Below are 23,383 nucleotides of genomic sequence, written 5' to 3'. Positions count from 1 at the left end.
CGAACCAAAATGATTCAAGCACCCAAAACGATATTAGCAGATTATTATTAATTGCAATACTATTTATTATTAATAATATGTGTTTGTTTTTATGATATTTCTTTAAGTATTTTAATATAAATGGCTCATACTAACTTGAATTGAATAATATCAATTATATATTTAAATATCCCATGAAATCACCATATATTAGTGGTGGGTATAATTTTATTTACACCCACATGTTATTAATACCTTTCAATAAACCTTAATAGCTACCTTTGTAGCAAGTAGAGATGAATTGTAATTCTCCGTTATTAGATATTTTTGAGTGTAGCACATCAATGCTATATTTAATCATAAAATCTGAAATCTCTTTTGTACAAAAGCTATTCTTCCATTTAGATATTCTTGATATGTTTTGTTCAAAAGCAAAGGCATCAACATCTGCATTTTTAAGAGAGAGTAGCTTTTTATCTGTGGTATCAAAATTTAGCATATAAGTATTAACCGGACTAGACATCGTTTGTGTAACACCAATATATTTAACATCCCACGCATTAGTTTTATTGAATGAATTGGTTATGTACTCATCTAGCCAGATGTTTATCTTATCCATTTCATCCTTAGATGTTTCCTTCTTGTCAATAAAATCATTTCTACTAAATATATATGTTTTTAAGGTTTCTCCGTTAACAACATCTCTTATAGTTAGCACATTGTTTGCCGTAGAGAAAAATATCTGTGGTTCAGACAGATCAGCACCATACCAACGAGCATTGGGTAATTTTTCGTCAAAGAAACTTAGTCTGTTTGTTGACTCTTTTCTACACAGATATGAAAAGAGTTTACCATCTTGGTTTCTTATGTATCTAATTCTACTGATATTATTTGAAATTTCCGTCGATTGCATTATATCTATATCACGATCATATATGGTAGATAATCCTGCTTTACAAATTTCTGATAGTGAAAATGACATTTGACTTTCAGCGGAAATCGCATTTTGGATATGTGTGATACTCAATGATAAGACTGCAAATAAAATTAATTTATTGGCTTTCACATTTTTTCCTTTATTTTTAATATAAATTAGTACTTATAGAATTATAAAAATTTATAATTATAGCTACATGGTAGCTATTCAATTGATTCTGATATTACCAAAAAAAGGAAATCACTAATCAGTGTATTAAACCTACTTTCTACCCACAAATTCATAATACAAGTTACATTATGGATTTTAATCATCAATAATGTGCAATATATCACCGAGTATTGTTATATTTGCAATAATATCTATGTTTTAACTTTTGGATGATAAATCCTTGTGTTACTCTTTACTCGGTTAAATATACGTTTAATGTAGTAACGTTTTTTATTTTATGATTTATGGTTAGTGATGCTATTTGATGCACCAGAATTCACCACAATTTTCACACCGATTTTCAGCACCAAGGAGGCACCGATGGGAGAGTTAATTTTACGTGACAACGTAACAGAAATTGTTGATGTAAATAACATGACGAAAAACACCAACAATCCAGCAACCAGCTACTTGCTACGGCTGCGTTCCAAACAAAGCCAAAAGACAATGCGCTCCTGCCTAGTGTCAGTGGTTAAATTGTTTCGTGCTATGGACCCGTTTACTTTCGATTGGTCAATCATAGATCGAGATGCCGTTCAATTGGTACTTCAGAAATTAATACTGGAGAAAAAGACACCTAATAGTATAAACCTAATTCTGAGTGCTATTAAAGGGGTGGCAGAAGAAGCCAGAGCATCACGAATTATAGACAGTGATACATATCAAGATATTAGAAGCATACGCCGGATTCGTGGGAACCGTATCGGTCGAGGGCGTTCACTGAGTAGTAGTGAAATAACTGCTATTTATCAACACCTTGATAGCCTAAATACCGCAGTCTCGGTACGTGATGCGGCGATTGTATCATTAATGCTTGGCTGTGGTTTGCGCCGTGCTGAAGTCACTTTATTGGATATGGAAGATATCAATTTTGATAATTACTCCATTAAAATCATGGGTAAAGGAAACAAAGAAAGAACTAACTTCATGCCAAGTGACACGCTCCGTCGTATTCGTTTATGGATAGAAACTGTAAGAGGGGATCATACCGGTGCAGTTTTTACCCGCATACGTAAAAATGATGATGTGACTTGCGATAGAATAACAACCGATGGTTTACGGTATATTATTGATAAACTGGTGAAAGATTCAGCCTCTGATTCATTTACCCCCCATGACTGCCGACGAACCTATGCTACTAAGCTGTTAGAACTCGGTGAGGACCTACTTACTGTCAGGGAGGCTATGGGGCACAGTAGCGTAGCAACCACACAGCGGTATGACAAACGAGGTGTAACACGCTTAGAAGCTGCTGCAAGGAATCTTATATACTAATGATAGGATGGAAAAATGAGATCTGAAACGCACATTACCGAAACAGAAGCAAAAAAAATTGTTAATAACCAGATACCTAGCGATAAGTGGGTGTTACGTTCAATTGATGAACGTGACTATGGGACAGACTTCATGATTGAAATATTTGAAAACAGTAATCCAACGGGTGATTGTTTTTTTGTACAATCTAAAGGAACTGTCAGTTCATTTGATGAAACTGTAAAACTAAGTTTTCCTGTTAAAACAATAAAATACGCATTATTATTTAACGTTCCTTTTTTTATATTTTACACATCCATACCATCAAATAAAACTAAATACATATGGTTACAAAAGTATGTGGAAATACACCTTAATAATAAAAATCAAAAATGGCAGCAACAAGAATCAGTGACAATCACATTCCCTGAAGAAAATGATCTATCCTCGAATATTGAAAAAGTAAATGAACTATTAACGAATCACCGCGCAACGTCACAAAGTTTAGCATTTCTAAAAGTATATGAAGAATTAGTGTTTCACGCTAGAAATGTTTTATCTGGTGAATTTGGAGTGGGTCATACTTGTGTTATTTACTGTCATAAATTAGTAAAATTAAATTGGTTAATTAATTATCTAGCATCTAATACCTGTGTGAATATCGAAAGAATGAGTATTTTCAATATGAAAGATGCATTTGAAGAAATTGCAAGTACAAATATTATTGACAATGACAACAGGAACGTAATTACTGAACAATTAAAATTATTGAGCGAATTGAAACAAATTATTATATCAACAGAATCAAGAGAAGAACTAGGCTGTGAAAATTACGGTTTATTCCCATTTTAATTACATCAAGTGAAATAAACATGCGAAATCTAACGGTATGGACATTATCTGAAATAACAAAACTATTCGGAACCATTAATGAGCCGTTTTTCATCGAAAAGATATGCAAATTTACCGGACGGAGTGTAAATGATGTCCTCTCTAAATTATTGAACATGGGGTTGTGTGAAATAAACTATGAGGATAATAAGATATCTACGGCTAGGAATACAAATTTAAACCATCTCATTCCTCATTCATCATTTATTCCTAAATTATTAGAGCTTGGTTGGATATATGAGTTATCAAACAGGGAGGAATCTCTTAAAGCCCCCAAGTGGTGGGTGAGTAATGATCAATTCCCTATGAGCAACACTAACGATTTGAATCGTAATGAAACAGTATGGGTTAATGAAGAAATTCATACAGTTATCTCCATGATACAAAATAAGATGAACCTAAGCTCAATCGCAGATAAAATACATAGAAGTCAACCATCTATAACTACAATGTTAATGGATCTTGGTATTTTAGAATGCATTGACAAGCAAGAAATCTTTTTGTCTGAAGTTAACGAAGTAAAACTTTCAAAGTATACATTTAATAATGCGCTTGTTCTTATTAATCATGGATGGGTTGTTACCAGCAATAATTTACATGCGCCTAATTGGTGGCTTGAAAATAACAAGAATAATGAGAATGTCCATAATAACCACTACGATGAAAGGGAAGAAGTAACCGGTAGTGACAGCAGACAATTGTATATGTTTGTTAAAACTGAATTAGAAGGTATCCTAAACACTATTCATGAAAATAAGCGTATCGAAGAATTGTCAGATATCATGTATTTGGGTTATAAACTGTCAGATTTAACAACCTACATCGGTATTACTACAGTTAGTGCAGGGCAGTTCACAAGGAACCATAAAACCCACATGAGCTATTTTATGGATAAACCTTATAATATAAAAAAAATATTGATTAACTTTGGCTGGAAAGTTTCAGAGGATTCATTAGCAGCTCCTGAATGGTGGTCTAATGAAGAATAAATACACCGCTTTTATTCAAATCATTTTTCTCACCATTGCTTGTGTATATCCTGCATATTTATTAATTCGTAGAAAAAACATAATTGATATTTCCATATTAATATTTATTGTATTTATTGCACTGGTTGGCGATTATATTGAATCTACGACGTTAATTGAATTATCTAAGGCTTTAGCATCATTATTTCTTATTGCAATTTATGTACATTGCTATCATATCTATTTTAAGCACTCTAAAAGCAATATTGATTCAATTAGTTTTAAAGCAATAGATAATAAAATGGGATATCTTATTTTTTCCAGTGAAACTATATGTTATTTCTTGCCTTTAAAAAAGAGTAGCCACTTTAATATGTTATGGTTTTATGGATATTTGAAAGCCATAACCATGCACCATCAAAATAGAAAGTGATACTTTTATGACTGTTTACTAAGAAAAAAGATACTACATAACGGGTACATTGCCTTTTTGATTTCTGAAGGCTGAAGCTCATGAACTTCATAAGTACCCTTATTCTTGCACTTATCCTACGAATTCTTTACCTCATATATCGAAAACGTAAGCCTAGTTTTTATACTGTCAGTTTGGTAATAATTTCAGTTATTGTGTGGTCCGTTAAATCCTACCTATTGGACTATTACATTATCCCATCATCCTCTATGGCACCGACATTGAAAGCCGGTGATCTCATTTTTGCAAAGCCGGTTGATGCGCAAAAAGAGCAATTGATGCGTGGGGATATCGTGATTTTCCGAGCTCCTGCATTCCCTTCATTTATTTATGTAAAACGCATTATCGGATTGGCTGGCGATACTGTCACTTATACCGATGATAAGTCGGTCCAGATCAACGGAAGGATGATCGGGCAGCTAAACCTCCATAATGACCATACGAGTACCTATCAGGCGCTTCAGGAACGTAATGCGCAACAATATGAGTACATCATTGATAACCGTAAACCATTCGTTAAGCCAATTTATACACAATGGGTAATCCCTGATGGATATGTTTTTGTTCTTGGCGATAACAGGGATCATTCATGGGATTCACGGTTTTTTGAAAATGCGGTTGGAACTCCACGGCATTTGCGAGGGCTTGTTAAAAAGGAACTTTTGATAAGTCGGTATTTAGCCACGGCTTTTACACTTGAGTTTATGAAAAGCGATTTTGATATAGGGGAGAATAGCTTAAAAGTAATTTCTGAAGCTCAAACGGCAGAGGGGAATGATGGGGATAAATAGAAGCTGTATCGCATTAGTTTGCTTTTTCTTGTCCTCTTGTGGTTCTACCACAGGGGCGATCACTACACACGAGCATCTTGTGACGCAAGCCACACAAGATAAGCATGTCAGTTCTGGTGGCTTCGACAGAGTAGCTGATACCTATGTACTGGCAAGAGAGATTACTGGTCTTGAATCCAACGAAATAAAGCAACTCTATGAGGTGAAGGGGAGTGACAACACATTAATAAAAATTGATATGGCATCTATACCATGCTCGATATTGCTTAAAAAGAACACAAGTCAAAGGAGTGAGATTTGGCTTATAACTGATATGGGTTGCAATGAATATTTATAAAATCTCAGTAATCAGCTCCCTTTTATTTTCTTCTATGTCATACAGCAAACCTGTTTTTATAGGAGATTCAATTACCTATGAGATAGCTAAAGGGTACAGCACAATCCAAGCTGTTGATGCTCGATACAAAGTAGGTAGCGGATTATCCACAAAGAAGATCCTTGATTGGCAGAGATACGCAGAGCAATTCAGTTTTGAAGAATACGATACCGTTTATGTGATTCTCGGTACTAACGACCATGTTCAAATATCAGAAAAAGAAATGTACATCTCTAAAGTTCGGCATTTTATCCAAACCATAAAAGCCAGAAACCAAAATGTGATCTGGTTACTTCCTCCAACCCTTAAAGACCCCGCCAAAAACAGACTATTAGATAACACTCGGCAAGCCATAATGACGGCTTCTCAGATAGAGGGGATCACCACCGTAGATACACGAACGGTTCTTGGTGAAACATACAAGGATGTCATAGATGGGACAATAGTTCGCACAAAGGATGGAATACATATCACTCCGAACGGAGCCTTACTTACCGTGACACAGCTACTATTTTAGTAAATTGGAATGTTGTAATGAGAAGAAAGCGTAGATTTAAGAAACGGAATCCCTATGTAACTAATATGAATATTGCATTTATATTCTATATGACCACTCTGGTATTTCTTAGATTTGATTCTATTGCGAGAGTTTTAACTTTAGTAATACCTTTATTTGCTGTTTATATATTGTCACCTAGCAGCAAAATATTGAGGTTACACAAGAAAAAGAAACCTGAATGGGCTTCAGTGGGAATCAAAAGAAATGCCCCTCTATTAAACCCTCAAGTTGCATTAGTGATAATTGCTGTTACCACAATAACTGTATTTTTTCTTCGTTATGACTATGTGATAACAACGAAAATCATACAACTGATATGGGGAGATATAAAAACAGCATATGCTGATATTTTCGGGAAAAACAGTGCGAATAAATTATTCTCTCTGAGAAATATCCCAGTTTGTACATATTATACATTCCATATATTACGTTCATGCGTTGCATTCCTGCTCGTGGCTTATTCGGCAAGTGTCTATTTTCGTTATAAACAACAAACTATGTTTAAAAAGGTACTTTTTAATGCCACCTATCATGAAGATGCATTGCAATTTATCCGAGAATTATCATGGCGAGAATTTGAGGAATTTATAAGAGAGTTATTCAACAGCCTTGGGTACAGAGCTACTGTCACTAATTATGGTCCAGATGGTGGGAAAGATATCATTATGGAACGTGATGGAATCAAAGTTTTCGCTCAATGCAAACACTGGAAATCTGACAATGTAGGTGTTGCTATCGCGCGTGAAATGGTTGGTGTACTAGAAGCAGAACCCGAATTTAAGCATGTATTTCTGGTCACATCAGGTAAGTTTTCTAACGATGCAGTTCTATACAGTCACAGAACATCTGACCGTCTGACACTCATGGACGGAAAAATGATAGCCGATAAATTATTGCTGTTAAGAAAGTAATCCGCTTTTAGAACCTTTGCGCCCTATTCGTAGGGCGTAATTCTATAACATATAGCAGATACACGTAACACAGATTATTGAGGCTCAAAATGACGGATGTTTCTTCCAATACTAAAAAAAATGAAAGTAAAAAAGGACTTGGTTTTCTTCTGAATAAAAAATCCATGATTGCAGTTGCAGTTTCAGCAGGTGCAATAGCAGCATTTGTTTTACTCAAACCAGCAACAGACACGACTGAAATTGATGTTAATTATTATAGTGACGTTGAAACCTCTATTCCTGTTTTTAACAATCCCAAAGAGGCAGAGCCAGAATCAAACAGTGCCGAGAACGTAGCTAAAACCGATTCTCCGGCATCAGAGGTTAAATCCGACTCTGTTACAGGTGATGTTGCTAAGACGCTCTCAGAAGCAGTACAGGAGCATTCTGGCGTAACAGAAAAACAGAATCCATCAGATAGCGAACAAAGCATTAATGACATGCTTGAGCATGTTAGCGAAGCAGCTACTTCAGTAGTGGAACACACTCAGGCATTAAGTACCAACTTTACAGGTCAACCACCTGCACCGGCAGCTCAGGAGCTCAGTGATGTGTATTACAGCAATCAGGCTCCAACACAGCAACAAGACTTTAAAAACGTATTTGATGCAGCATTGGAAGAAAGAAACAAACGCCTTGAAAATGACCAAAACCTCGACTATGTAGGGAAGCAATTAACGCTCCCATACGCTCCAAATTCACAAACTAAAGTCTATCTCTACCGTAATTTTGCTGTGAAAATTTTCCTACCAGCACAATCTGAAGCCGTTAAAGAGCTCAACTACTTTATCAATGGATCGGACCATGACGATCATTTCGATATCAAATTATTACCAAATAACATTTTGCTCTTATCGAAAAAGCCAAGTTCTGAAGTGTGGGGCGGCACAGACTTATTCATCACTCACGGTAAACAAAATTATACATTTATATTACTTAGCGCGAAAAACCCTGATGAAAGAACTGATTCTATTCATTATGAAAAAGTTAGCGCGAACACAACCAGTAAGTGATCGGTAACTCTCCCAAACTACTTACGGCCCCTTTTTGGGGCTTTTTTGGATTCAAAATGGAAAAATACACGAGTCTAAGAACAATAGCTGACGATATTCAGATGTACCCATATTCATATCTTTTATGCCGACAATTATTAAAAAAGGGATACATCGAGGGCGAGGCTGTGATTGGTATCTATAAGCAAGAACTGGTCCACACTCCGGAGACAGATTTAGCTTACACAAACAGCATTTTACAATACTCATGGATCGAGACAAAGGCTCATACCGTCATAGACCCTTTAATTGATTTCCGCGACGGAAACCGAGAAATTAACTTAATCGAGAGAGACAAAACAGCAAATTACCATGCTGGCGTAAATCCCTTGAAAATTACGAAGGAATTACTTCCAGAACATCGTTGCTCTGATGAAGTGTTTACACTAATGAGAGGGGCTGAATCAGAGGCTATGAGGCGAATTTTAGGTTTAGAGCAGAATCCAAATGGTATAACAATGACTGAGGCTGCATTCATGGCTAACCTATCAGTCAAGCAATATTTAGGCTATGAAAGAGTTATGGTGAAATTTTTTATTAATCATCATTTAGAGGCTTTATTGGATTCAATGAGTTAAAATATATCAAGATATTAGTATTTCAACTTGGAGGTTATTATGAGTGTTACATGGTGGGAAAAAACAGTTGAATATAATTTCGTAACTTATGCGAAAAAAAAATACGGACTGAATCTGCTGGCTCCTTTGGATGGAAACGTTGAATCAGGGGGCGATCTTATAGCTGGTAATCCTGACCGTTATTTTATAATAGAATTTAAAAAAGAAAAAAATAGCTTCAATTCTGAGTATAAAAAATTCTTAAAAGGCAAGGAAGGATACGATGAAGCAAAACAAACGTTACAGAATGATAAAAAATCAACCTTTCATTATTTAATATACGGCTCATATAATGAAGGTGCCAATGAATTATCATTGGTGTTTAGTGACTATTTTGATATTGATAATTCTATTACACATAATAATGAAAAAGATTATTTCCAAAATGGCATTTCACGGGACGAGTTAAATAAATATCTATTGTCTTTTTCTCATTTCAAAAATATAGATAATGATTCTGATAGTAATGGAGACAGTAGTGGACCTAGTAAATCTATAATTTTAGCAATTGAAAAGGATAAGGTTCAAACAATCACTGTTGAATACTATGCTAGAAATGCACTCAAAATCAAGCCAGTACAAAAGAATGACGATGCTATTAAAAATGGCAGTTCAACTCCAAAAAATAATAATTTTCGCATGAAATAAAACATTTATCAAAATTATGAAAAGATAATATCAATTTTATTAATTGTGTTATCTTTTCATTCCATAGTAAATTTGAACACAAAGATCTCTCACTTAATTAAATATGAATGGAGTTCATCTGGCGTTACTATTGGAATGCTTCTTTTTTTGTCCTTTCTGTATTTTATTAATGAAATAATTTCCATAATAACCATTGATAATGACAGGGCTTTAGTTGCTCTAGTCACAGCAACATACAACAAATTTAATTCATCATTAATAAATATAAGATTTTGTCTTTCCTTTGGTGTTTTTTCAACATATTCAACCAATGATGTATAATCATCATCAATCTCAATATATTCCCATTCAAGTCCTTTCGATGAATGTGCAGTTACAAGCGTTAAATCAGCATCATTATAATTATTAACTGCTGCTTCTTTAATTTTATCAACCAGCTCTAGAATATCAGGCTCATTCTCAATTAGGTGTATCGTCCTTTTCAACGTGTTGTCACCTGAGTTCTCTGCAACGCTTACAACGCGATTCCAATTGGGGTAGTCGTATAAAAATGCTTTTCTCTTAATCATTTTCGTATTGCCAATATACAGATAGTAAAAATCAGCAATATCGTCTAATGCATACCTATCAATCCCACCTACAAAGAATACTTTTTTACCGTTTCTTCCAGCGTCAATTGCATTGATCAACACAGATAGATTGGTGCGTGAAATCACAGTTCTAGGGAAGATATTCTTGATTTCAGCTTTACTTATGAGCTTATCAGTAATACCGGTCGTTTTAAGGCTTACAGTCTCCCCTTTTAACATCAGTATGGCATTTGCGATAGCTGCTACACATCGTCCAAACCGATATGACGTAGTTAGACGCAATATCTGAGCTCCATCACGTACAGAGGCATCTAGGGCATCATTTGCCCCACGCCAGCGGTTGATCATCTGGTGCGTATCACCTACAAAGATTCGTTTGCATTCACATTTATCTAGCATTGCCTTCGTTACTAAGTTGGCATCCTGTGCTTCATCAAACAAAATGATATCGAACCATGTATGTAGGGGAGGGGCTACTAACTGAAAATATTTTATGTAAAAGTCAGGGGGAGCAGGGAAGTCACTGTTAGGGTCAGCTTGTAATTCAAAAATGAGTTTTGCATTTTCTAATGCGCATTTCCTAACATTTTCAGCATGTTTTTTACCATTCCCTGTGTTCTCTGTTGGAACGTGATGTATCTGTAACGAATAATCAGCAGACCTATAATAATTATTTAGAGTCTCGATGATGAGAAATTGCAATTGAACAGATGTAATATTTAGTAGCCGAGCCACATCGAACCCATTGAAATTAAACTTCATTTTGTACTTCAATTTTTTCAAATACCGATATGCCATTGCATGAGTGGTGATCACTTTGGTATTAGAAGGAAATTTTTGTGATGCTTCTATCTGTATGCCTTTGTTGTAAGCTAAGTACAAAATACGTTTATCCGGATTACGCTTTGCCAATTGAGTCAATATGAACGTTTTGCCTGAACCTGCATAAGCCTGACAGCAAATATACTTTTCTTCAGAGGCTAAAATGGCTTCTTGTTCTTGAGACAAGATTATCTTTGACATGAAAATGCCTTTATATCATTATGTTACAGTGAATATAACATAATTGCGTAATGGTTTTTAGCGAAAGGGAATGTAATCCTTCCCCAAAGATTACTGTCTATTGTTTTTGTGCCCCGCAGATCCTATGCTGATATCCAAGTGGGGTTATGGATACACAAGAGAGTATCCGGATGGTGATTTTAATATCCATTAATATTACTCAGATAAAAAAAGCCGTATTCTCATACGGCTTTTCTTTGAGTTGCTGCTTTCTACTACAATATCGGTAATGCCGTTGTTACTGCAACAGATGAAGTCATGATACCGTTGATGATGTCCGGAGCATAGTACAAACCAATTGCAGCACCAACCGCCACTGCAAAGGTCATTAACGACTGACGAACAACCGCCGCAGCAATACCAACAACTACAATCAGCCCCACTAACACACGACCTAATGACCCCTGCATATATGCAGTGATTTGCATCCATACTTCTTTGAAACCGGACTGTTCGGTTCCTTTGCCATAGGCAAACATAACTGCCAGTGCCGCTACACATAACACTGCTAAAACCACGAAAAGCACTTTTTTGGTATCAATTTTCGGCACGGCACATGTTTTTACTAATTGCATATCTAACCCTTTTATATTTACAGTATTAAAATGACAGCAAACTACTATCAACGTGGATTTTACATTTACTAATTAATATTTATCTTTTATAAGGTTACTAAAACGAATTGGTTTTATTGTGATTTTTTCATCATAGCTTCGATGGTGTTTACAAACATATCCATTGGTACAGCACCTTCTATCACACGTTTTTCTCCAGTTTTATTATCAACTATTACCGTTGTAGGAGTGCCTGAAACACCAAGAGAACGGCTTTCTGCCTTGTCTTTATCTAAAGTTAACTTTACAGAGTCAGTTTTAAGACATGTGTTATACGCAACAGGGTCTAACTCAAACATTCCGATCATATCTACGGTAGCAAAATCAAATTCATGATTCCCCCACATTGAAATGATCTTCCAGTGATTGTCAGTGTTTTGAGCGCCAGCGCAGAGCATTTTCACGGCATAATCAGTAGCATTTGGTTCGTGGAATGGTAGAGGGCTGTTTTTCCATTTCCAATTGACTAAACCACCATTCGCCTTATCAACTAATGTTTTAGGGGTAGATGCGAAACGTTGGCAATATGGACATTGGAAATCCATGTACGTTACAAGTGAAAACCTCGCATTTTCATTGCCATAAGTTAGTGTGCTGGAATCAAGATGAACTTGGGAAAGATTGAGATCTGGTTCTTCAGGTTGAGCTTCAGGCTGTTGGACCGGCTCGGTATTTTCGGACAGAGACAAGATTTTGCTTAAAGACTGGTTTACACCCGCACTTTCTGTTTTTATATCATTTTGAATAGTAATTGACGAAGCCAAAAGTGAATTAGTTTGCTTTAGCTCACTTGTGGTTAAATAGGTACTGGTTATTCCTACTCCAACCATTGTAGTTAAAAGTGCAATCACTGATTTTTGATACGTTGATAATTTATTCATAATGAAAAATACCTTTCTACTTTATTGCAGGTGATGGTTCGTTTTGGTTATCAATATAGATTTTCATTCGATAGTTTTTGAGAGAGTCTGGCTCTCCATTTTGTAAAATAACTAATTCTTCATTAGTTAATTTATGCTCTGGATCAGAACAGTATTTTTCTTTGATACGAATATACTCATTACGAGATTTTTTATTCTCAGGCGTTTCCTTCAGAAAATAATTTCGTGAATTTTCACCACAGAACGATGGTAATTCAGGTTTGACATAAACGTTCGATGAACTACTGCGAGCTAAACTACTTATTAACAGGTCTGTATGAAAGCTACGGTCCACAGGAATATGTTTTTTACCTTGGTCGTAGATCTCATATGGTGATGCAATTACGTGCCTGTAACCTTGCTGTCGCAATGATGCGCCACCTCTATTCGTATCTTTCCAATTTTCGCGATAGGTATAGTCAGCAGGATAAGTAGCCGTTATTGCTTTTCGAGCAATTTGCTTATCAATTACGTTATTCGCTGTACCGCCATAACCAGATTCAATGCTAATTGTGGATGTTTTTACATAATTTCCGCACCCAAATATGGGCTTATCTGCGCTACTGCAACCTGATAAGGATGTTGCTAGTAAACAACAAAATATAAATGACTTTTTCATCTAAGTTCCTCACTGAAAATCGTGGTGAGTATGAACTATTTAGGTGCAGTTTTTCCCGATATAACAATGCAAAACGGTTCTAATTATGAAATTGCAAATTTAAAAACAGGTAACATTGTTGCATCAAAAAATCTTAAAAATTTAGAGAAGCAGGTTCACCGAATGTTTATGAATTGGTTAAAATCCATACTGAAATCAGGGAGAGATCCCTTCTCGGTAGATGTGTCAGCATTGTCAGATATACAGGACTCACAGCATTCCATACTTCAAAAAGGTGAGATTGAAATTCCGGATGATATAAAATCTCAAATAGAAACATTCAAAATGCCGATTGGATACCCGCCAAAAATTGAAGGATATCCTGCAAGAATCAGCGGAAAACAATTGCTGATTAAAACCCAAGCGGAAATGATCACAAAAATCAAAAGAGAAATGCAAATCGGTGAGCTATTTGATGAATTGGTCATGCCGCTACTATGTAATACTGCTGATTTCATACACTTACTACCAGCCTCTGAAGCACATCACCACAGAGCTCAAGGAGGGCTTTTACGACACAGTTTAGAAGTCTGTTACATCGCAGTTAAGCACACAAAGACCACTGACTTTGATAGCAATGAAACCCCTGAAGAACGGTCTGCTAACGCTTTGAAATGGCGTCTTGCAGTGGCTGTAACAGCATTACTGCACGACATTGGTAAACCGGTGTCTGACTATGAAATTTGGGATCAGACAGGTGTATATCAGTGGAAACCTAGTGGAAAAAATCTGTTTCATTGGGCTGTTGAACACGATATAGAAAGGTATTTTTTACAGTGGAACAAGAAAAGGCATAACAATCATAGAATTATAGCACCTTCGCTTATTGATAAAATAGTTCCTGCGAAAGTGATAGAACTACTTCAGCAAAATAGTAAAAACCTATATTTCAAAGTTATAGAGGCAATTTCTAACAGCGATAACATGGAACAGGCAGATAAAAAAGCAATCAATGGCAATCAGTTGTTTAATATTCTGTTACTCGCAGACCGAGCCTCTGTTGCAAATGACCTCAAATTGACATCAGGTGATGCGATACGCGCTGCCGGTTCTGGTGTATCTACAATTCAGCGTCTGGTTGATACTATGCGCCAATTTATATCATCAGGTCGTTGGACCCCAAACGTTCCTCCAAGTCCAATTTGGTCAACGCCAGATGGGGTCTACATTATTTGGGCTAGTGCTGCTGAAGAATTATGCAACGAGATAAAAAACCTTGGAATTTTTATCCCACAATCAGCAGATAGTTTAGGTGAGATACTATTAGCTCATGATGTAATCATTGAAGCGCCAAGAGGTTCACTCTATTGGAAGATGGCCCCAAAAAAGTTACTCAAATCACCGTCGTTTATAAAAGATCCAGACACGTTCTTTTACTGCGTGAAACTAGCTTCAGACGAATTACTATTTGGCGAGAATATAAAACCAACACATGCATCTGTTTATGTCAAAAACGAAACGAGTTGGGTTAGTTTTGAACCAAAAACAGGAACTAATGTAGAAATCACAGGCGAAAAGACTGAACCTACTATCGAAAACAAAGATAATAAGCATCAACCGATTGATATTGTAGATAAAATAATAAATGATACACCTCCAGAATCTGATAATGTAACTAGCATAATGAAAACGCTTGAAGAACTAGCCATTATCGAGCCAGTATGTAATGAACAAACCGTTGAAGTACCTGAAGTTAAAGTTATAGCAGCATGTGATCTCGTGATACAGGGTGGTAGTACAACACTGCCAATAGGCAATCCTGCTCCTGAGATAACCCATAAACACAACCTAGGGTTAAAAGAACGGATTATTGCCATGAGTAAACCGTCAGTAGCACTACCAATGAAATCACTGACTGATATACCAGTAGCTACTCAATTATCTGAGCAGAAATCATTGTTTGCAGACGTGAAACTTGATGACACAGACTCCGTAGAGATTACAACTCAAAAGGGGATGCATAGCGATATCTATATTACAGCCGATCTGCATATCCGAGAGGCTTTTGAAATATATCTATTAGGGCTTTCAAAAGAGCAGTTAATTAATAACATAAATCAAAATCACTTACTGGTTGATGATAAACTCGAAATACCCTCGGCATGGAAAGCCAGAAGCCCTCAAGCATCGCGTTCTAAAGATGATGAAGCTCTGGTGCTTTTAAGATCAAATTTCTATCTTGTTTTGAAAAAAGAATTACTCATTGATGTATTTATCATCACTGGATTTTCTGAAATTGAACAAATGTTAAATCCAGTCATTCCTGACTTAGCAACTTCATTAATTGAAGATGTCATATTTTCTATTCACAATGAAAACGACATTTCAGAAAACCAATTTAAAACGATTCAATATATAGAGTTGAGTCGGACAGAACTTATTGAAATATCTGCTAAGTTGGGGGTGTCTCAAACGACATTCAAACAAATCATGGCTGTTAGGTTTGAAAGCTACAACAGCCATTTTGGACTTCAATTTATGCGAGAAAAACAATGAGTGATTGGAAACATTTAATGCCATTTCGTACTAACTACGAGATGTATGAAGTTTGTGGTTGGGGAACCGGTGTATTAGCTACGGTCGGTGTTGGTACATATCTATCAATGCCTCTAACTGCTACGCTATCTGCTGCTGCGATACAAAGCATTTTCGCTATGAAATCATTGCCAAATGCAATTAAAATTGCAGTCTTGCATAAAAACCTAAAAACCAGACCGGCTCCTACGTTTACTTCAGCCTATGATGTTGTCAAAGAAATGATGAGCAATCGCGACACGACATTGATAGGTAAAGGCTTTACATGGCGGCATGAGCATGGACAACGGGCATATGAAATTTTAAAAAGTGGTGTTGCTGACAGGTTTTTACCTAATGATCATGAAAGCATGGGGCATGGCTGGATTCATAAATTAGGGAATTCAAATGAGTGGATTAGCGTACCTGACGACTTAATGACGCTACATACGTCATTAACTGGTACTACGGGTTCCGGTAAAACGACTCTTTACAAATTACTTATTCTGCAAGCTGCTTTAAAACGGCAACCTCTTATTCTAATTGACCCTAAAAATGATGAGGAACTTGCTGATTATATGTACAAGTGCATGAAACTAATGGAAAGAGAAGATGATTTTTATTATCTTTCCATTGCACACTTGGATAAATCCAACCGGATTTCACCAATATCAAATTATTCCAACTCAACTGAAGTAGCCAGCCGTATTATTTCCGTTATCCAGAAGGCTGATAACACAACTGATCCATTTATTTCATTTGCGACAATGACGTTGACAACTATTGTGCAGTTGATGAATTTCGCAAACGTAAAGCCTACTCTTGTAAATATAAAAGCACAGCTTGGTACTAATTTGGGTAATTTTGCTGAATTACTTGTTAAAGCAATCGACAAATTAGGATATGAGCTATTTCCTGATGTATACGACTCACTTCTTGATCGTAGACTAGAACATCAATCAATGACTAGAACGACAGGAACTATCGAGAACCATGCCGGTATAAGAATCACTATCTATCTGAATGATATTGCAAAAATTAAGGAATATACATTCATTAAAAGTGGAATTGACCTATTTCAACATAATCGTGAACATTTCCAAAAGATGATATTAACGGCACTACCTGTATTAAGCATGTTAACTAGTGATGGGTTAGATGAAGTATTGTCACCGTCCAGTGAGAATATTGATGATGAAAGAGTCATTACTAATATGAAAGATATCATCAATACAAACGGGATGATGTATTTAGGGCTTAATTCTCTTGCTGATGGTGATAAAGGAAACGCTGTTGGCTCAATATTTCTAAGCGATATCACTGCTGTTGCGGCTGATATTTATAACTATGCTAAACCGCGCGGTGAAAAGAAACGCGATACAAATATTCTTATTGATGAAGCTGCTGAAGTTATCAACGATCAGGTTATTCGGCTTCAAAATAAAGGGAGAGGGGCAGGGTTTAAGTTATTCATTGCCTCACAGTCTACCACTGACTACGTTGCCACCCTTGGCTCTGAAGCGAAAAAAGAACAAGTTAGCATAAATGCGAACCATAACATTGCATTACGGACTATCAATATTCAAGGTCAAAAAGATTTAATAGAAAGAATACCAACTACAAATTTCAAGTACATCCAAAGAGGGCATGGTACGAGTTCGGGGGAAGATCCAGAAAAAATCACCGGCAGTATTGGTGAGCGATTGATGGAGGTTGAGAGTGAGTTGTTTCCTCCACAACTATTAGGAAACCTCCCAAATCTAGAGTTTTGCGCTATTTTAAAAGCGGGGAATATATGTAAAGGTCAAATTCCAATTGTACAATTACCAACCAGCGAAAAAGAAGTATTAAAGTTAAAGATGCTAATCAAAGAATTTAATAAGGCACATTAAATGGATAATATTGTCCCAGAGTATGAGTTTAGATCCAATGCAAGCGACATATATTTTAGTCGTTTTCTTCTCCAGTGGAATATTTGTAGCCGTCAGATCATATTGATGCTTCTATCTATGAAGGACACTGAATTTGAAACCATTTTCTGTGACTACGTCAACGAACAAATTGAGAAATATTATCAAAGAAAAAAAACTGATTTGAAGATTTCAGATTGGGACAATCTAGCAATAGTCATTTCAAAATCCATAGTTTTTCTTTCAAAGTTAAATAACACTTCGCCTTTAGATGAATATCACAAGTATAAATTCCCTGAAAGGTTAGATAATAGCGTTATTTCCAGTTTCTAAAGAGGTTATTAATGTCAGCCGATACACAATCTAACGGTAGCTCAATTAAAAAACTGTTACTTACGGTAACAGTTTTACTCATTATCATGTCATTGTTTATCCCTGCTGAATGGTATAAATCAAACATGGTTAGCGAGTTAAAAATGGGCGAATTGATTACTGGAAAAAGTGGTTTTCATAGCCAGATTCTCCCATTTGCCAATGAGTTATATAATGACTTTTTTGTTCAAACCGGTATCAACTCTGCATTAACAAACTATTATGCACCATTGCCTGTGTCCGCTGATCCGCTGGAGCAAACGTTTAACAATATAAGTGGGATTTTTTATCCATTTTTCATTAATTTAGCGAAAATGATAAATTACCATAACTATATGATCGTATATCGTATCGCTCTACTATCATTCTGGTTGCCGTTCTTCTGTATCATTTTAGTTCCTTCACTCATAGCCGGTGTTTGCAGATGGAAGCGGAAACAATATGACTTCTCATATGTATCACCATTTCTAAACAGACGCAGCATGAAGCTCATAGGGTTAACAGTATTCTTAGTTGCATTATCAATTTTGATACCATTACCTGTACCACCAGTTATAAATGCAGTCATGACACTATTTGTTATACCTACTTCCATTATTTTGATGATCAGTAATCTCCCTAAGCAAATCTAAAAACAATCATCATTGTTTTAATACCCTTCTGCCAAAAAAAACCCCGATAGATTGGTACATTATGCCTCTGTCGGGGGGGCCTATGCTTAATAAATCCAGTCATTTAATTACGTCAGTTTTAGCGAGTGTTTTTGTTTTCAATATCATTACGTTGGCTGTCAATTTTCATTTGTCTAACACGCTTAGAACATTTAACAGCGATATTTCAAAAGTCACATTGAGCTCTGTCTATCTTGAAGATGAAGGCGAACTTGTATTGAAGTTATTTGAACTCACTAAAGATGAACTCGAAGCGACTAATCAAATGCCACAAAGGAAATTGATTTCTCGTAGCGATTTAATAGAACTTGGTCAGAAGAAATGAAAAAAATAACTTTTACACACGTCAGTGTTGTTGCTCTTGCATCATTAACTGCTTTTACGGCTATGAAAACATACTTTTTAAATGCTGATATGAATGAAATTCAGATAGCAGTTGACAGTATTGAAATACCTAAAATAGCCAATGATGATGATTTGGCGAACTTTTTTAGCACGTATATCGCTGCAACTGGTTATAAACCAACAACAATAAAAACACCTGAACAAATCTCAGAGAGTAATAAAAGTACACTCGAACAACCGTCACCAACGAATGATCGCGTTTACGGGAACATAAATGCACCATTTTTATTGATTCACTATTCTGATTTTGAGTGTCCGTATTGCGGTCAGGGGTTTCCTGAATTACTCGATTTCGTTGATTCATCCGGCGGTAACGTAGCTCTTGTGTTCAAACACACACTTGGTCATGGTCAACGCTCGCTGTATCTATCAACGTTGACAGAGTGCGCGTATGAGCAAAAAGGTAATTATGGTTTTTTTGAAGTTGCGAAATTCATCTTCGATTCTCAACGAAGTGGCGGATTTAGCACGCCTATTGCTCAATTAGCAAGTAGTTATAGTCTCGATGAGACAGTGTTTCAGAGCTGTGTAAACAGCAATAGCAGCAACGCGAAAATTTTATTCGATACACAAGAAGCCATTGGTCTTAACTTTGACCGAACTCCAAGCACTATCGTTTCATATCAAGAAAAAGCGGTTCCGTTACAAGGCGCAGTTCCATTAAACGAAATCAAAGCAGTAATGGGACAGTTAACACAAGTCAATTAGTTGATATATAAGGTATTTAAAATGAGTAAGGTAGTAAATATATCTCACAGTGTTGATGATCCACCTAAGCTATTTTTCTGGACCGTTGACGAGCTATTTCCATTCATGGTCATGATCGGTATTGGAGTTTTTACTGGAAAATTATTAACCATGATCGCGGTTGGCGTTGTTCTTAGCAAGATATATGGACGTTTTCTTGATAAAGCATCTGATAAATATTTAGCCCATTTGGTCTACTGGCGATTTGGCATCGGTGACAACAAAATTACATTTATTCCCGATTCATTTGACAGAGAATTCTACTGATGAAATTTTTCAAAATGACAAAAACAGTTTCCAGATTACAGGAAACATCAAAAGTCCTATCACTATCTAATTTATGCACTGGCTTCATTGCGATTGGGTTACTGTTCCTTCTGTACGGAAAGAATGAAAAGATCATTATTGTGCCGCCTAACTTACAAACAACTGGCTGGATTGATGAAAATGAAGGTTCTACGGCATATATGCAATCGTGGGCGAGTTATATCGCAACGTTACTTGGCAACACTAATCCCTCATCAGTAAATTTCGTTAAATCCTCATTAGCGCCGTTTCTTTCTCCCAATAGCTACCAACGGATCATGCTAAGTATTGATGATGCAATCAGTCAGATAAATCGTGACCGTGTATCACTGTCATTTACACCAACTCGTATTTCAACAGACCCGAAAGCGAAGGGCGTCTACTTTGTCGAGGGTTCACAAGAAGTTAAAAGTGTGACAGGGAGAACTACGATTAAGACAGTTCATTACATTGTCACAGTTTATATTCGTGGCTATAAGCCCGTTATCGAAGATATTCAATTAAAGAATGGGGATGCATATTTGCCGACTTATGAGCAGGAAGCAAACGGCGGTGTGTTACCAGATGATTCACAGTCTAAAGAAATTATCGAAGGAAGTAGAGTAAATGATTAATTATCAGGCGAAGTTCAATTGTAAGGTTCTGCTTCTTTCACTAGCTTTGAGCTCATTCGCTTCAGCGAAAACCATTTCTGTCTATGGTCAGGATCAACAACCTTCAGGCGGTGCTGAGAATCAATCCAGCTTGATTAAAGAAATTGCTTCAGATGACCTAAATATTCAACCGGTGCCATCGTCTGTCATTTCATCAAAAGCTAAAACTAATTCCCGTATGACATACACAATTCGTTCAGGTGAAAACACGTTAATTCCAGTCTCATTAGGACAACCTAACAGAATTGTTACACCGTTTTCAGAACCGGTTGTTCAAACCATAAAAAAGAATGAAATAAAAATAAGACAGGAGGGTAATGTAATTTACTTTACTGCATTCAAAGATAACCCTGTTGCTATGTACATCACGAATAAAGGTGATGAAAGTAAAGCAATTTCACTATCCCTTCACCCACAAAAAAGACCGCCGGTTGAAGCAACTCTACTTTTAGAAAAAGACGATGAAAACATGGCTGTATATAACAGTGGAAAATATTACACCCCTACCGCCTCGGGTAATAAGGAAGTCGCTGATAAATGGGAAAAAAGTGATTCATACACTCGCGCAATCACTAAATTACTAAGAAATGTCGCATTGGGTGATGTACCTGCTGGCTATGAAATTATGGGGATCAACAATGCAGGGATTTCTGTACCCAATTGTGCGTTCAGAACAAATAGCCCACAAGATAATATCAAATACACATTTAGCGAAGGACAGTATCTGTCAGGCAGTAATTTCGGCGTAATAATTGGGGTTGCTAAAAACATTGGTAACACAACAGTCACTGTTGATGAGTCACTGTGTACACATCCAAGATTAGCTGCAAGAGCTCTGTGGAGCAATAACACGTTAGAACCGCAGCAATCGACTGAGGCTTACTTTGTGATTCGTAAATCTAATACATCAGAGGAAACTAGTTCTGAAAATTCTCGCCCACGTCTAGCGGAGTAATGCATGTCTATCAAAGACCAATACGAAAACCTGAGTCCAAAACAGAAAAAACTTGTCTTATGGGGTGGTGGTGGAATTTTACTGGTAACAGCTTTGTATTTTTTAACCAGTGAACCCGAATATCCGACTGCTGCATCAGCAGTGAACAACAAACCGGTGACAAATTTACTAACTAATGCTGACACGCAGGGCGTTAGCCAAGAATCAATCGCCGCTGATTTGCGACGAATTGATGACAGAATTGATAGCCTGTTATCAGTACAAGAATCGTATAAAAAGGAAGTTACACAACTGTATGCTCAACAAAAAATATTAGAGAATCAAAAAAATGATCTTGCTACTGAGCTAAAACAACAGCTTGATAAGCAAGTAAAAGAGAAGATGAACACACCGGATTATACGAATAGTTTCTCCAATACCGGCAGATCATCAAATCAGGTGGGAGGTGGTCGTAATCTGAATGATGTTTATGAAAATGATATACCGTACAGTCCGAACACAACACAGGAAGCAAATACGTCCGGATCAGATGAAGAATACCCTGAGCTGACGACCTATGATGGTACAAATAATCACGACTCAGAATCCAAAGCGAATAATACATTATCAAAATCCGAAACGGATGAAAATGTGAGCCCTGAGCTGGAAGGAACGTACTTACCGGCTGGCTCTATTATTTCCACAGTTGCTTTGTCAGGGATGGATGCACCCACAGCGAAAGCGGCAAGAGAACACCCTTATCCAATGTTAGTGCGAGTGAAAAGAGAAGCCATTTTACCTAATAACTACACTGCGGATATTCGTGATTGTGCAATTATTAGCAGTGGTTATGGCGAGCTATCATCAGAACGTGCCTACTTACGCAGTAACACGATCTCCTGCATCAGAGAAGATGGGGCAGTTATTGAAGCAACCTTTGATTCGTATGCCGTCGGAGAGGATGGGAAAATCGGTATTCGTGGGCGCTTAGTAACAAAACAGGGGCAATATCTTGCGAAAGCGCTTATTGCAGGATTTCTTCAAGCTGGCTCGGAAATGTTCAGTGTTCAGCAAATTCCATCTATCACATTAACACAGGACGGAATAGGACCAACACAGTCACCTTATCAACAAATTAACAGCAATAAGGTACAAGGTGCAGCAATGAAAGGCGTAGGCAGCGCACTCAATCGGTTAGCTGACTTTTACATGGATATGGCACAAGACCTGTTCCCTGTAATTGAAATTGACCCTGCCAGATCAATAGATTTTGTTGTCACAAAAGGCGTTCAACTTCAATTCAGACAAACTAATTAAAATACG

At 36.6% G+C, this 23,383-nt stretch carries 25 protein-coding genes; 20 read left to right on the top strand and 5 right to left on the bottom strand.

What is annotated here, in order from left to right; translation table 11 throughout:
- Positions 1–247 precede the first annotated feature (247 nt).
- Positions 248–1,045, bottom strand: coding sequence for a hypothetical protein (locus tag JEP40_RS13045; RefSeq protein ID WP_198623877.1), 798 nt, complete (start codon positions 1,043–1,045; stop codon positions 248–250).
- 696 nt (positions 1,046–1,741) lie between these two features.
- Here JEP40_RS13045 and JEP40_RS13040 point away from each other — a divergent pair.
- The 11 genes from JEP40_RS13040 (at position 1,742) to JEP40_RS12990 (ending at position 9,704) form a co-directional block, all read left to right on the top strand.
- Positions 1,742–2,401: a tyrosine-type recombinase/integrase gene (locus tag JEP40_RS13040; protein ID WP_176694732.1), complete on the top strand. Its 660-nt coding sequence runs from the start codon at positions 1,742–1,744 to the stop codon at positions 2,399–2,401.
- Positions 2,402–2,416: 15 nt separating this feature from the next.
- On the top strand, positions 2,417–3,232 hold the full coding sequence (locus JEP40_RS13035) for a DUF4365 domain-containing protein (protein WP_147675498.1): 816 nt from the start codon (positions 2,417–2,419) through the stop codon (positions 3,230–3,232).
- A 20-nt stretch (positions 3,233–3,252) separates the two neighbouring features.
- Complete coding sequence (locus tag JEP40_RS13030; RefSeq protein ID WP_147675497.1) at positions 3,253–4,260, top strand: hypothetical protein; 1,008 nt, start codon at positions 3,253–3,255, stop codon at positions 4,258–4,260.
- A complete protein-coding gene (locus tag JEP40_RS13025; RefSeq protein ID WP_147675496.1) occupies positions 4,250–4,672 on the top strand; it encodes a hypothetical protein in 423 nt (140 codons plus the stop codon). The genes JEP40_RS13030 and JEP40_RS13025 overlap by 11 nt, the downstream gene beginning before the upstream one ends.
- A gap of 80 nt (positions 4,673–4,752) precedes the next feature.
- On the top strand, positions 4,753–5,502 hold the full coding sequence (lepB, locus tag JEP40_RS13020) for a signal peptidase I (protein ID WP_147675495.1): 750 nt from the start codon (positions 4,753–4,755) through the stop codon (positions 5,500–5,502).
- A gap of 79 nt (positions 5,503–5,581) precedes the next feature.
- Positions 5,582–5,839, top strand: coding sequence for a hypothetical protein (locus tag JEP40_RS13015; RefSeq protein WP_198623876.1), 258 nt, complete (start codon positions 5,582–5,584; stop codon positions 5,837–5,839).
- Entirely contained in the window at positions 5,826–6,395 is a 570-nt protein-coding gene (locus JEP40_RS13010; RefSeq protein WP_232799279.1) for a GDSL-type esterase/lipase family protein, read from the top strand. The genes JEP40_RS13015 and JEP40_RS13010 overlap by 14 nt, the downstream gene beginning before the upstream one ends.
- A 65-nt stretch (positions 6,396–6,460) precedes the next feature.
- A complete protein-coding gene (locus JEP40_RS13005; protein ID WP_198623875.1) occupies positions 6,461–7,348 on the top strand; it encodes a restriction endonuclease in 888 nt (295 codons plus the stop codon).
- 164 nt (positions 7,349–7,512) lie between these two features.
- On the top strand, positions 7,513–8,400 hold the full coding sequence (locus JEP40_RS13000) for a hypothetical protein (RefSeq protein ID WP_198623874.1): 888 nt from the start codon (positions 7,513–7,515) through the stop codon (positions 8,398–8,400).
- A gap of 56 nt (positions 8,401–8,456) precedes the next feature.
- Complete coding sequence (locus JEP40_RS12995) at positions 8,457–9,017, top strand: hypothetical protein (RefSeq protein WP_147675490.1); 561 nt, start codon at positions 8,457–8,459, stop codon at positions 9,015–9,017.
- Between the two features lie 39 nt (positions 9,018–9,056).
- A complete protein-coding gene (locus JEP40_RS12990; protein ID WP_147675489.1) occupies positions 9,057–9,704 on the top strand; it encodes a hypothetical protein in 648 nt (215 codons plus the stop codon).
- Positions 9,705–9,793: 89 nt separating this feature from the next.
- Here the strand turns inward: JEP40_RS12990 and JEP40_RS12985 are convergent, their stop codons facing one another.
- From JEP40_RS12985 to JEP40_RS12970, 4 genes are all read right to left on the bottom strand, one after another.
- Positions 9,794–11,317, bottom strand: coding sequence for a UvrD-helicase domain-containing protein (locus JEP40_RS12985; protein WP_147675488.1), 1,524 nt, complete (start codon positions 11,315–11,317; stop codon positions 9,794–9,796).
- Between the two features lie 254 nt (positions 11,318–11,571).
- Positions 11,572–11,874, bottom strand: coding sequence for a TraA family conjugative transfer protein (gene traA, locus JEP40_RS12980; protein ID WP_261984779.1), 303 nt, complete (start codon positions 11,872–11,874; stop codon positions 11,572–11,574).
- 170 nt (positions 11,875–12,044) lie between these two features.
- Positions 12,045–12,851 carry a DsbA family protein gene (locus JEP40_RS12975; protein ID WP_232799278.1) on the bottom strand — a complete coding sequence of 269 codons (807 nt, stop codon included), beginning with the start codon at positions 12,849–12,851 and terminating at the stop codon, positions 12,045–12,047.
- A 16-nt stretch (positions 12,852–12,867) separates the two neighbouring features.
- Positions 12,868–13,509: a hypothetical protein gene (locus tag JEP40_RS12970; RefSeq protein WP_198623872.1), complete on the bottom strand. Its 642-nt coding sequence runs from the start codon at positions 13,507–13,509 to the stop codon at positions 12,868–12,870.
- A gap of 30 nt (positions 13,510–13,539) precedes the next feature.
- On the opposite strand from JEP40_RS12970, the gene mobH reads away from it, so the two are divergent.
- The 9 genes from mobH to JEP40_RS19115 all read left to right on the top strand — a co-directional run bounded on the left by mobH (position 13,540) and on the right by JEP40_RS19115 (position 23,377).
- Positions 13,540–16,044: a MobH family relaxase gene (mobH, locus tag JEP40_RS12965; RefSeq protein ID WP_147675485.1), complete on the top strand. Its 2,505-nt coding sequence runs from the start codon at positions 13,540–13,542 to the stop codon at positions 16,042–16,044.
- On the top strand, positions 16,041–17,954 hold the full coding sequence (traD, locus tag JEP40_RS12960) for a conjugative transfer system coupling protein TraD (protein WP_147675484.1): 1,914 nt from the start codon (positions 16,041–16,043) through the stop codon (positions 17,952–17,954). The genes mobH and traD overlap by 4 nt, the downstream gene beginning before the upstream one ends.
- 362 nt (positions 17,955–18,316) lie before the next feature.
- Positions 18,317–18,976: a DUF4400 domain-containing protein gene (locus JEP40_RS12955; protein WP_147675483.1), complete on the top strand. Its 660-nt coding sequence runs from the start codon at positions 18,317–18,319 to the stop codon at positions 18,974–18,976.
- 82 nt (positions 18,977–19,058) lie between these two features.
- A complete protein-coding gene (locus tag JEP40_RS12950) occupies positions 19,059–19,340 on the top strand; it encodes a hypothetical protein (RefSeq protein ID WP_147675482.1) in 282 nt (93 codons plus the stop codon).
- Positions 19,337–20,128, top strand: a complete 792-nt coding sequence (locus JEP40_RS12945; protein ID WP_147675481.1) for a DsbA family protein — start codon at positions 19,337–19,339, stop codon at positions 20,126–20,128. The genes JEP40_RS12950 and JEP40_RS12945 overlap by 4 nt, the downstream gene beginning before the upstream one ends.
- A 21-nt stretch (positions 20,129–20,149) precedes the next feature.
- On the top strand, positions 20,150–20,434 hold the full coding sequence (gene traL, locus JEP40_RS12940; protein ID WP_023159936.1) for a type IV conjugative transfer system protein TraL: 285 nt from the start codon (positions 20,150–20,152) through the stop codon (positions 20,432–20,434).
- Positions 20,434–21,087: a TraE/TraK family type IV conjugative transfer system protein gene (locus JEP40_RS12935; protein ID WP_147675480.1), complete on the top strand. Its 654-nt coding sequence runs from the start codon at positions 20,434–20,436 to the stop codon at positions 21,085–21,087. Before traL ends, JEP40_RS12935 begins: the two co-directional genes overlap by 1 nt.
- Positions 21,088–21,133: 46 nt before the next feature.
- On the top strand, positions 21,134–22,081 hold the full coding sequence (locus JEP40_RS12930; RefSeq protein WP_232799277.1) for a TraK domain-containing protein: 948 nt from the start codon (positions 21,134–21,136) through the stop codon (positions 22,079–22,081).
- A gap of 141 nt (positions 22,082–22,222) precedes the next feature.
- On the top strand, positions 22,223–23,377 hold the full coding sequence (locus JEP40_RS19115) for a TraB/VirB10 family protein (RefSeq protein WP_198623871.1): 1,155 nt from the start codon (positions 22,223–22,225) through the stop codon (positions 23,375–23,377).
- Positions 23,378–23,383: the final 6 nt, after the last annotated feature.

Source organism: Proteus vulgaris (assembly GCF_016239305.1).
Taxonomy (GTDB): Bacteria; Pseudomonadota; Gammaproteobacteria; order Enterobacterales; family Enterobacteriaceae; genus Proteus; species Proteus vulgaris_C.
Note: the sequence above shows the minus strand (reverse complement) of the source record. Positions and strands in the feature narration are given on the sequence as shown.

Bases quoted from the DNA above. Each gene is read 5' to 3' on its own strand.
- JEP40_RS13035 (WP_147675498.1), top strand. From the start codon at position 2,417: ATGAGATCTGAAACGCACATTACCGAAACAGAAGCAAAAAAAATTGTT.
- JEP40_RS13030 (WP_147675497.1), top strand. From the start codon at position 3,253: ATGCGAAATCTAACGGTATGGACATTATCTGAAATAACAAAACTATTC.
- JEP40_RS13025 (WP_147675496.1), top strand. From the start codon at position 4,250: ATGAAGAATAAATACACCGCTTTTATTCAAATCATTTTTCTCACCATT.
- lepB (WP_147675495.1), top strand. From the start codon at position 4,753: ATGAACTTCATAAGTACCCTTATTCTTGCACTTATCCTACGAATTCTT.
- JEP40_RS13010 (WP_232799279.1), top strand. From the start codon at position 5,826: ATGAATATTTATAAAATCTCAGTAATCAGCTCCCTTTTATTTTCTTCT.
- JEP40_RS13005 (WP_198623875.1), top strand. From the start codon at position 6,461: ATGAATATTGCATTTATATTCTATATGACCACTCTGGTATTTCTTAGA.
- JEP40_RS13000 (WP_198623874.1), top strand. From the start codon at position 7,513: ATGATTGCAGTTGCAGTTTCAGCAGGTGCAATAGCAGCATTTGTTTTA.
- JEP40_RS12995 (WP_147675490.1), top strand. From the start codon at position 8,457: ATGGAAAAATACACGAGTCTAAGAACAATAGCTGACGATATTCAGATG.
- JEP40_RS12990 (WP_147675489.1), top strand. From the start codon at position 9,057: ATGAGTGTTACATGGTGGGAAAAAACAGTTGAATATAATTTCGTAACT.
- JEP40_RS12985 (WP_147675488.1), bottom strand. From the start codon at position 11,317: ATGTCAAAGATAATCTTGTCTCAAGAACAAGAAGCCATTTTAGCCTCT.
- JEP40_RS12975 (WP_232799278.1), bottom strand. From the start codon at position 12,851: ATGAATAAATTATCAACGTATCAAAAATCAGTGATTGCACTTTTAACT.
- JEP40_RS12970 (WP_198623872.1), bottom strand. From the start codon at position 13,509: ATGAAAAAGTCATTTATATTTTGTTGTTTACTAGCAACATCCTTATCA.
- mobH (WP_147675485.1), top strand. From the start codon at position 13,540: ATGAACTATTTAGGTGCAGTTTTTCCCGATATAACAATGCAAAACGGT.
- traD (WP_147675484.1), top strand. From the start codon at position 16,041: ATGAGTGATTGGAAACATTTAATGCCATTTCGTACTAACTACGAGATG.
- JEP40_RS12955 (WP_147675483.1), top strand. From the start codon at position 18,317: ATGTCAGCCGATACACAATCTAACGGTAGCTCAATTAAAAAACTGTTA.
- JEP40_RS12950 (WP_147675482.1), top strand. From the start codon at position 19,059: ATGCTTAATAAATCCAGTCATTTAATTACGTCAGTTTTAGCGAGTGTT.
- JEP40_RS12945 (WP_147675481.1), top strand. From the start codon at position 19,337: ATGAAAAAAATAACTTTTACACACGTCAGTGTTGTTGCTCTTGCATCA.
- traL (WP_023159936.1), top strand. From the start codon at position 20,150: ATGAGTAAGGTAGTAAATATATCTCACAGTGTTGATGATCCACCTAAG.
- JEP40_RS12935 (WP_147675480.1), top strand. From the start codon at position 20,434: ATGAAATTTTTCAAAATGACAAAAACAGTTTCCAGATTACAGGAAACA.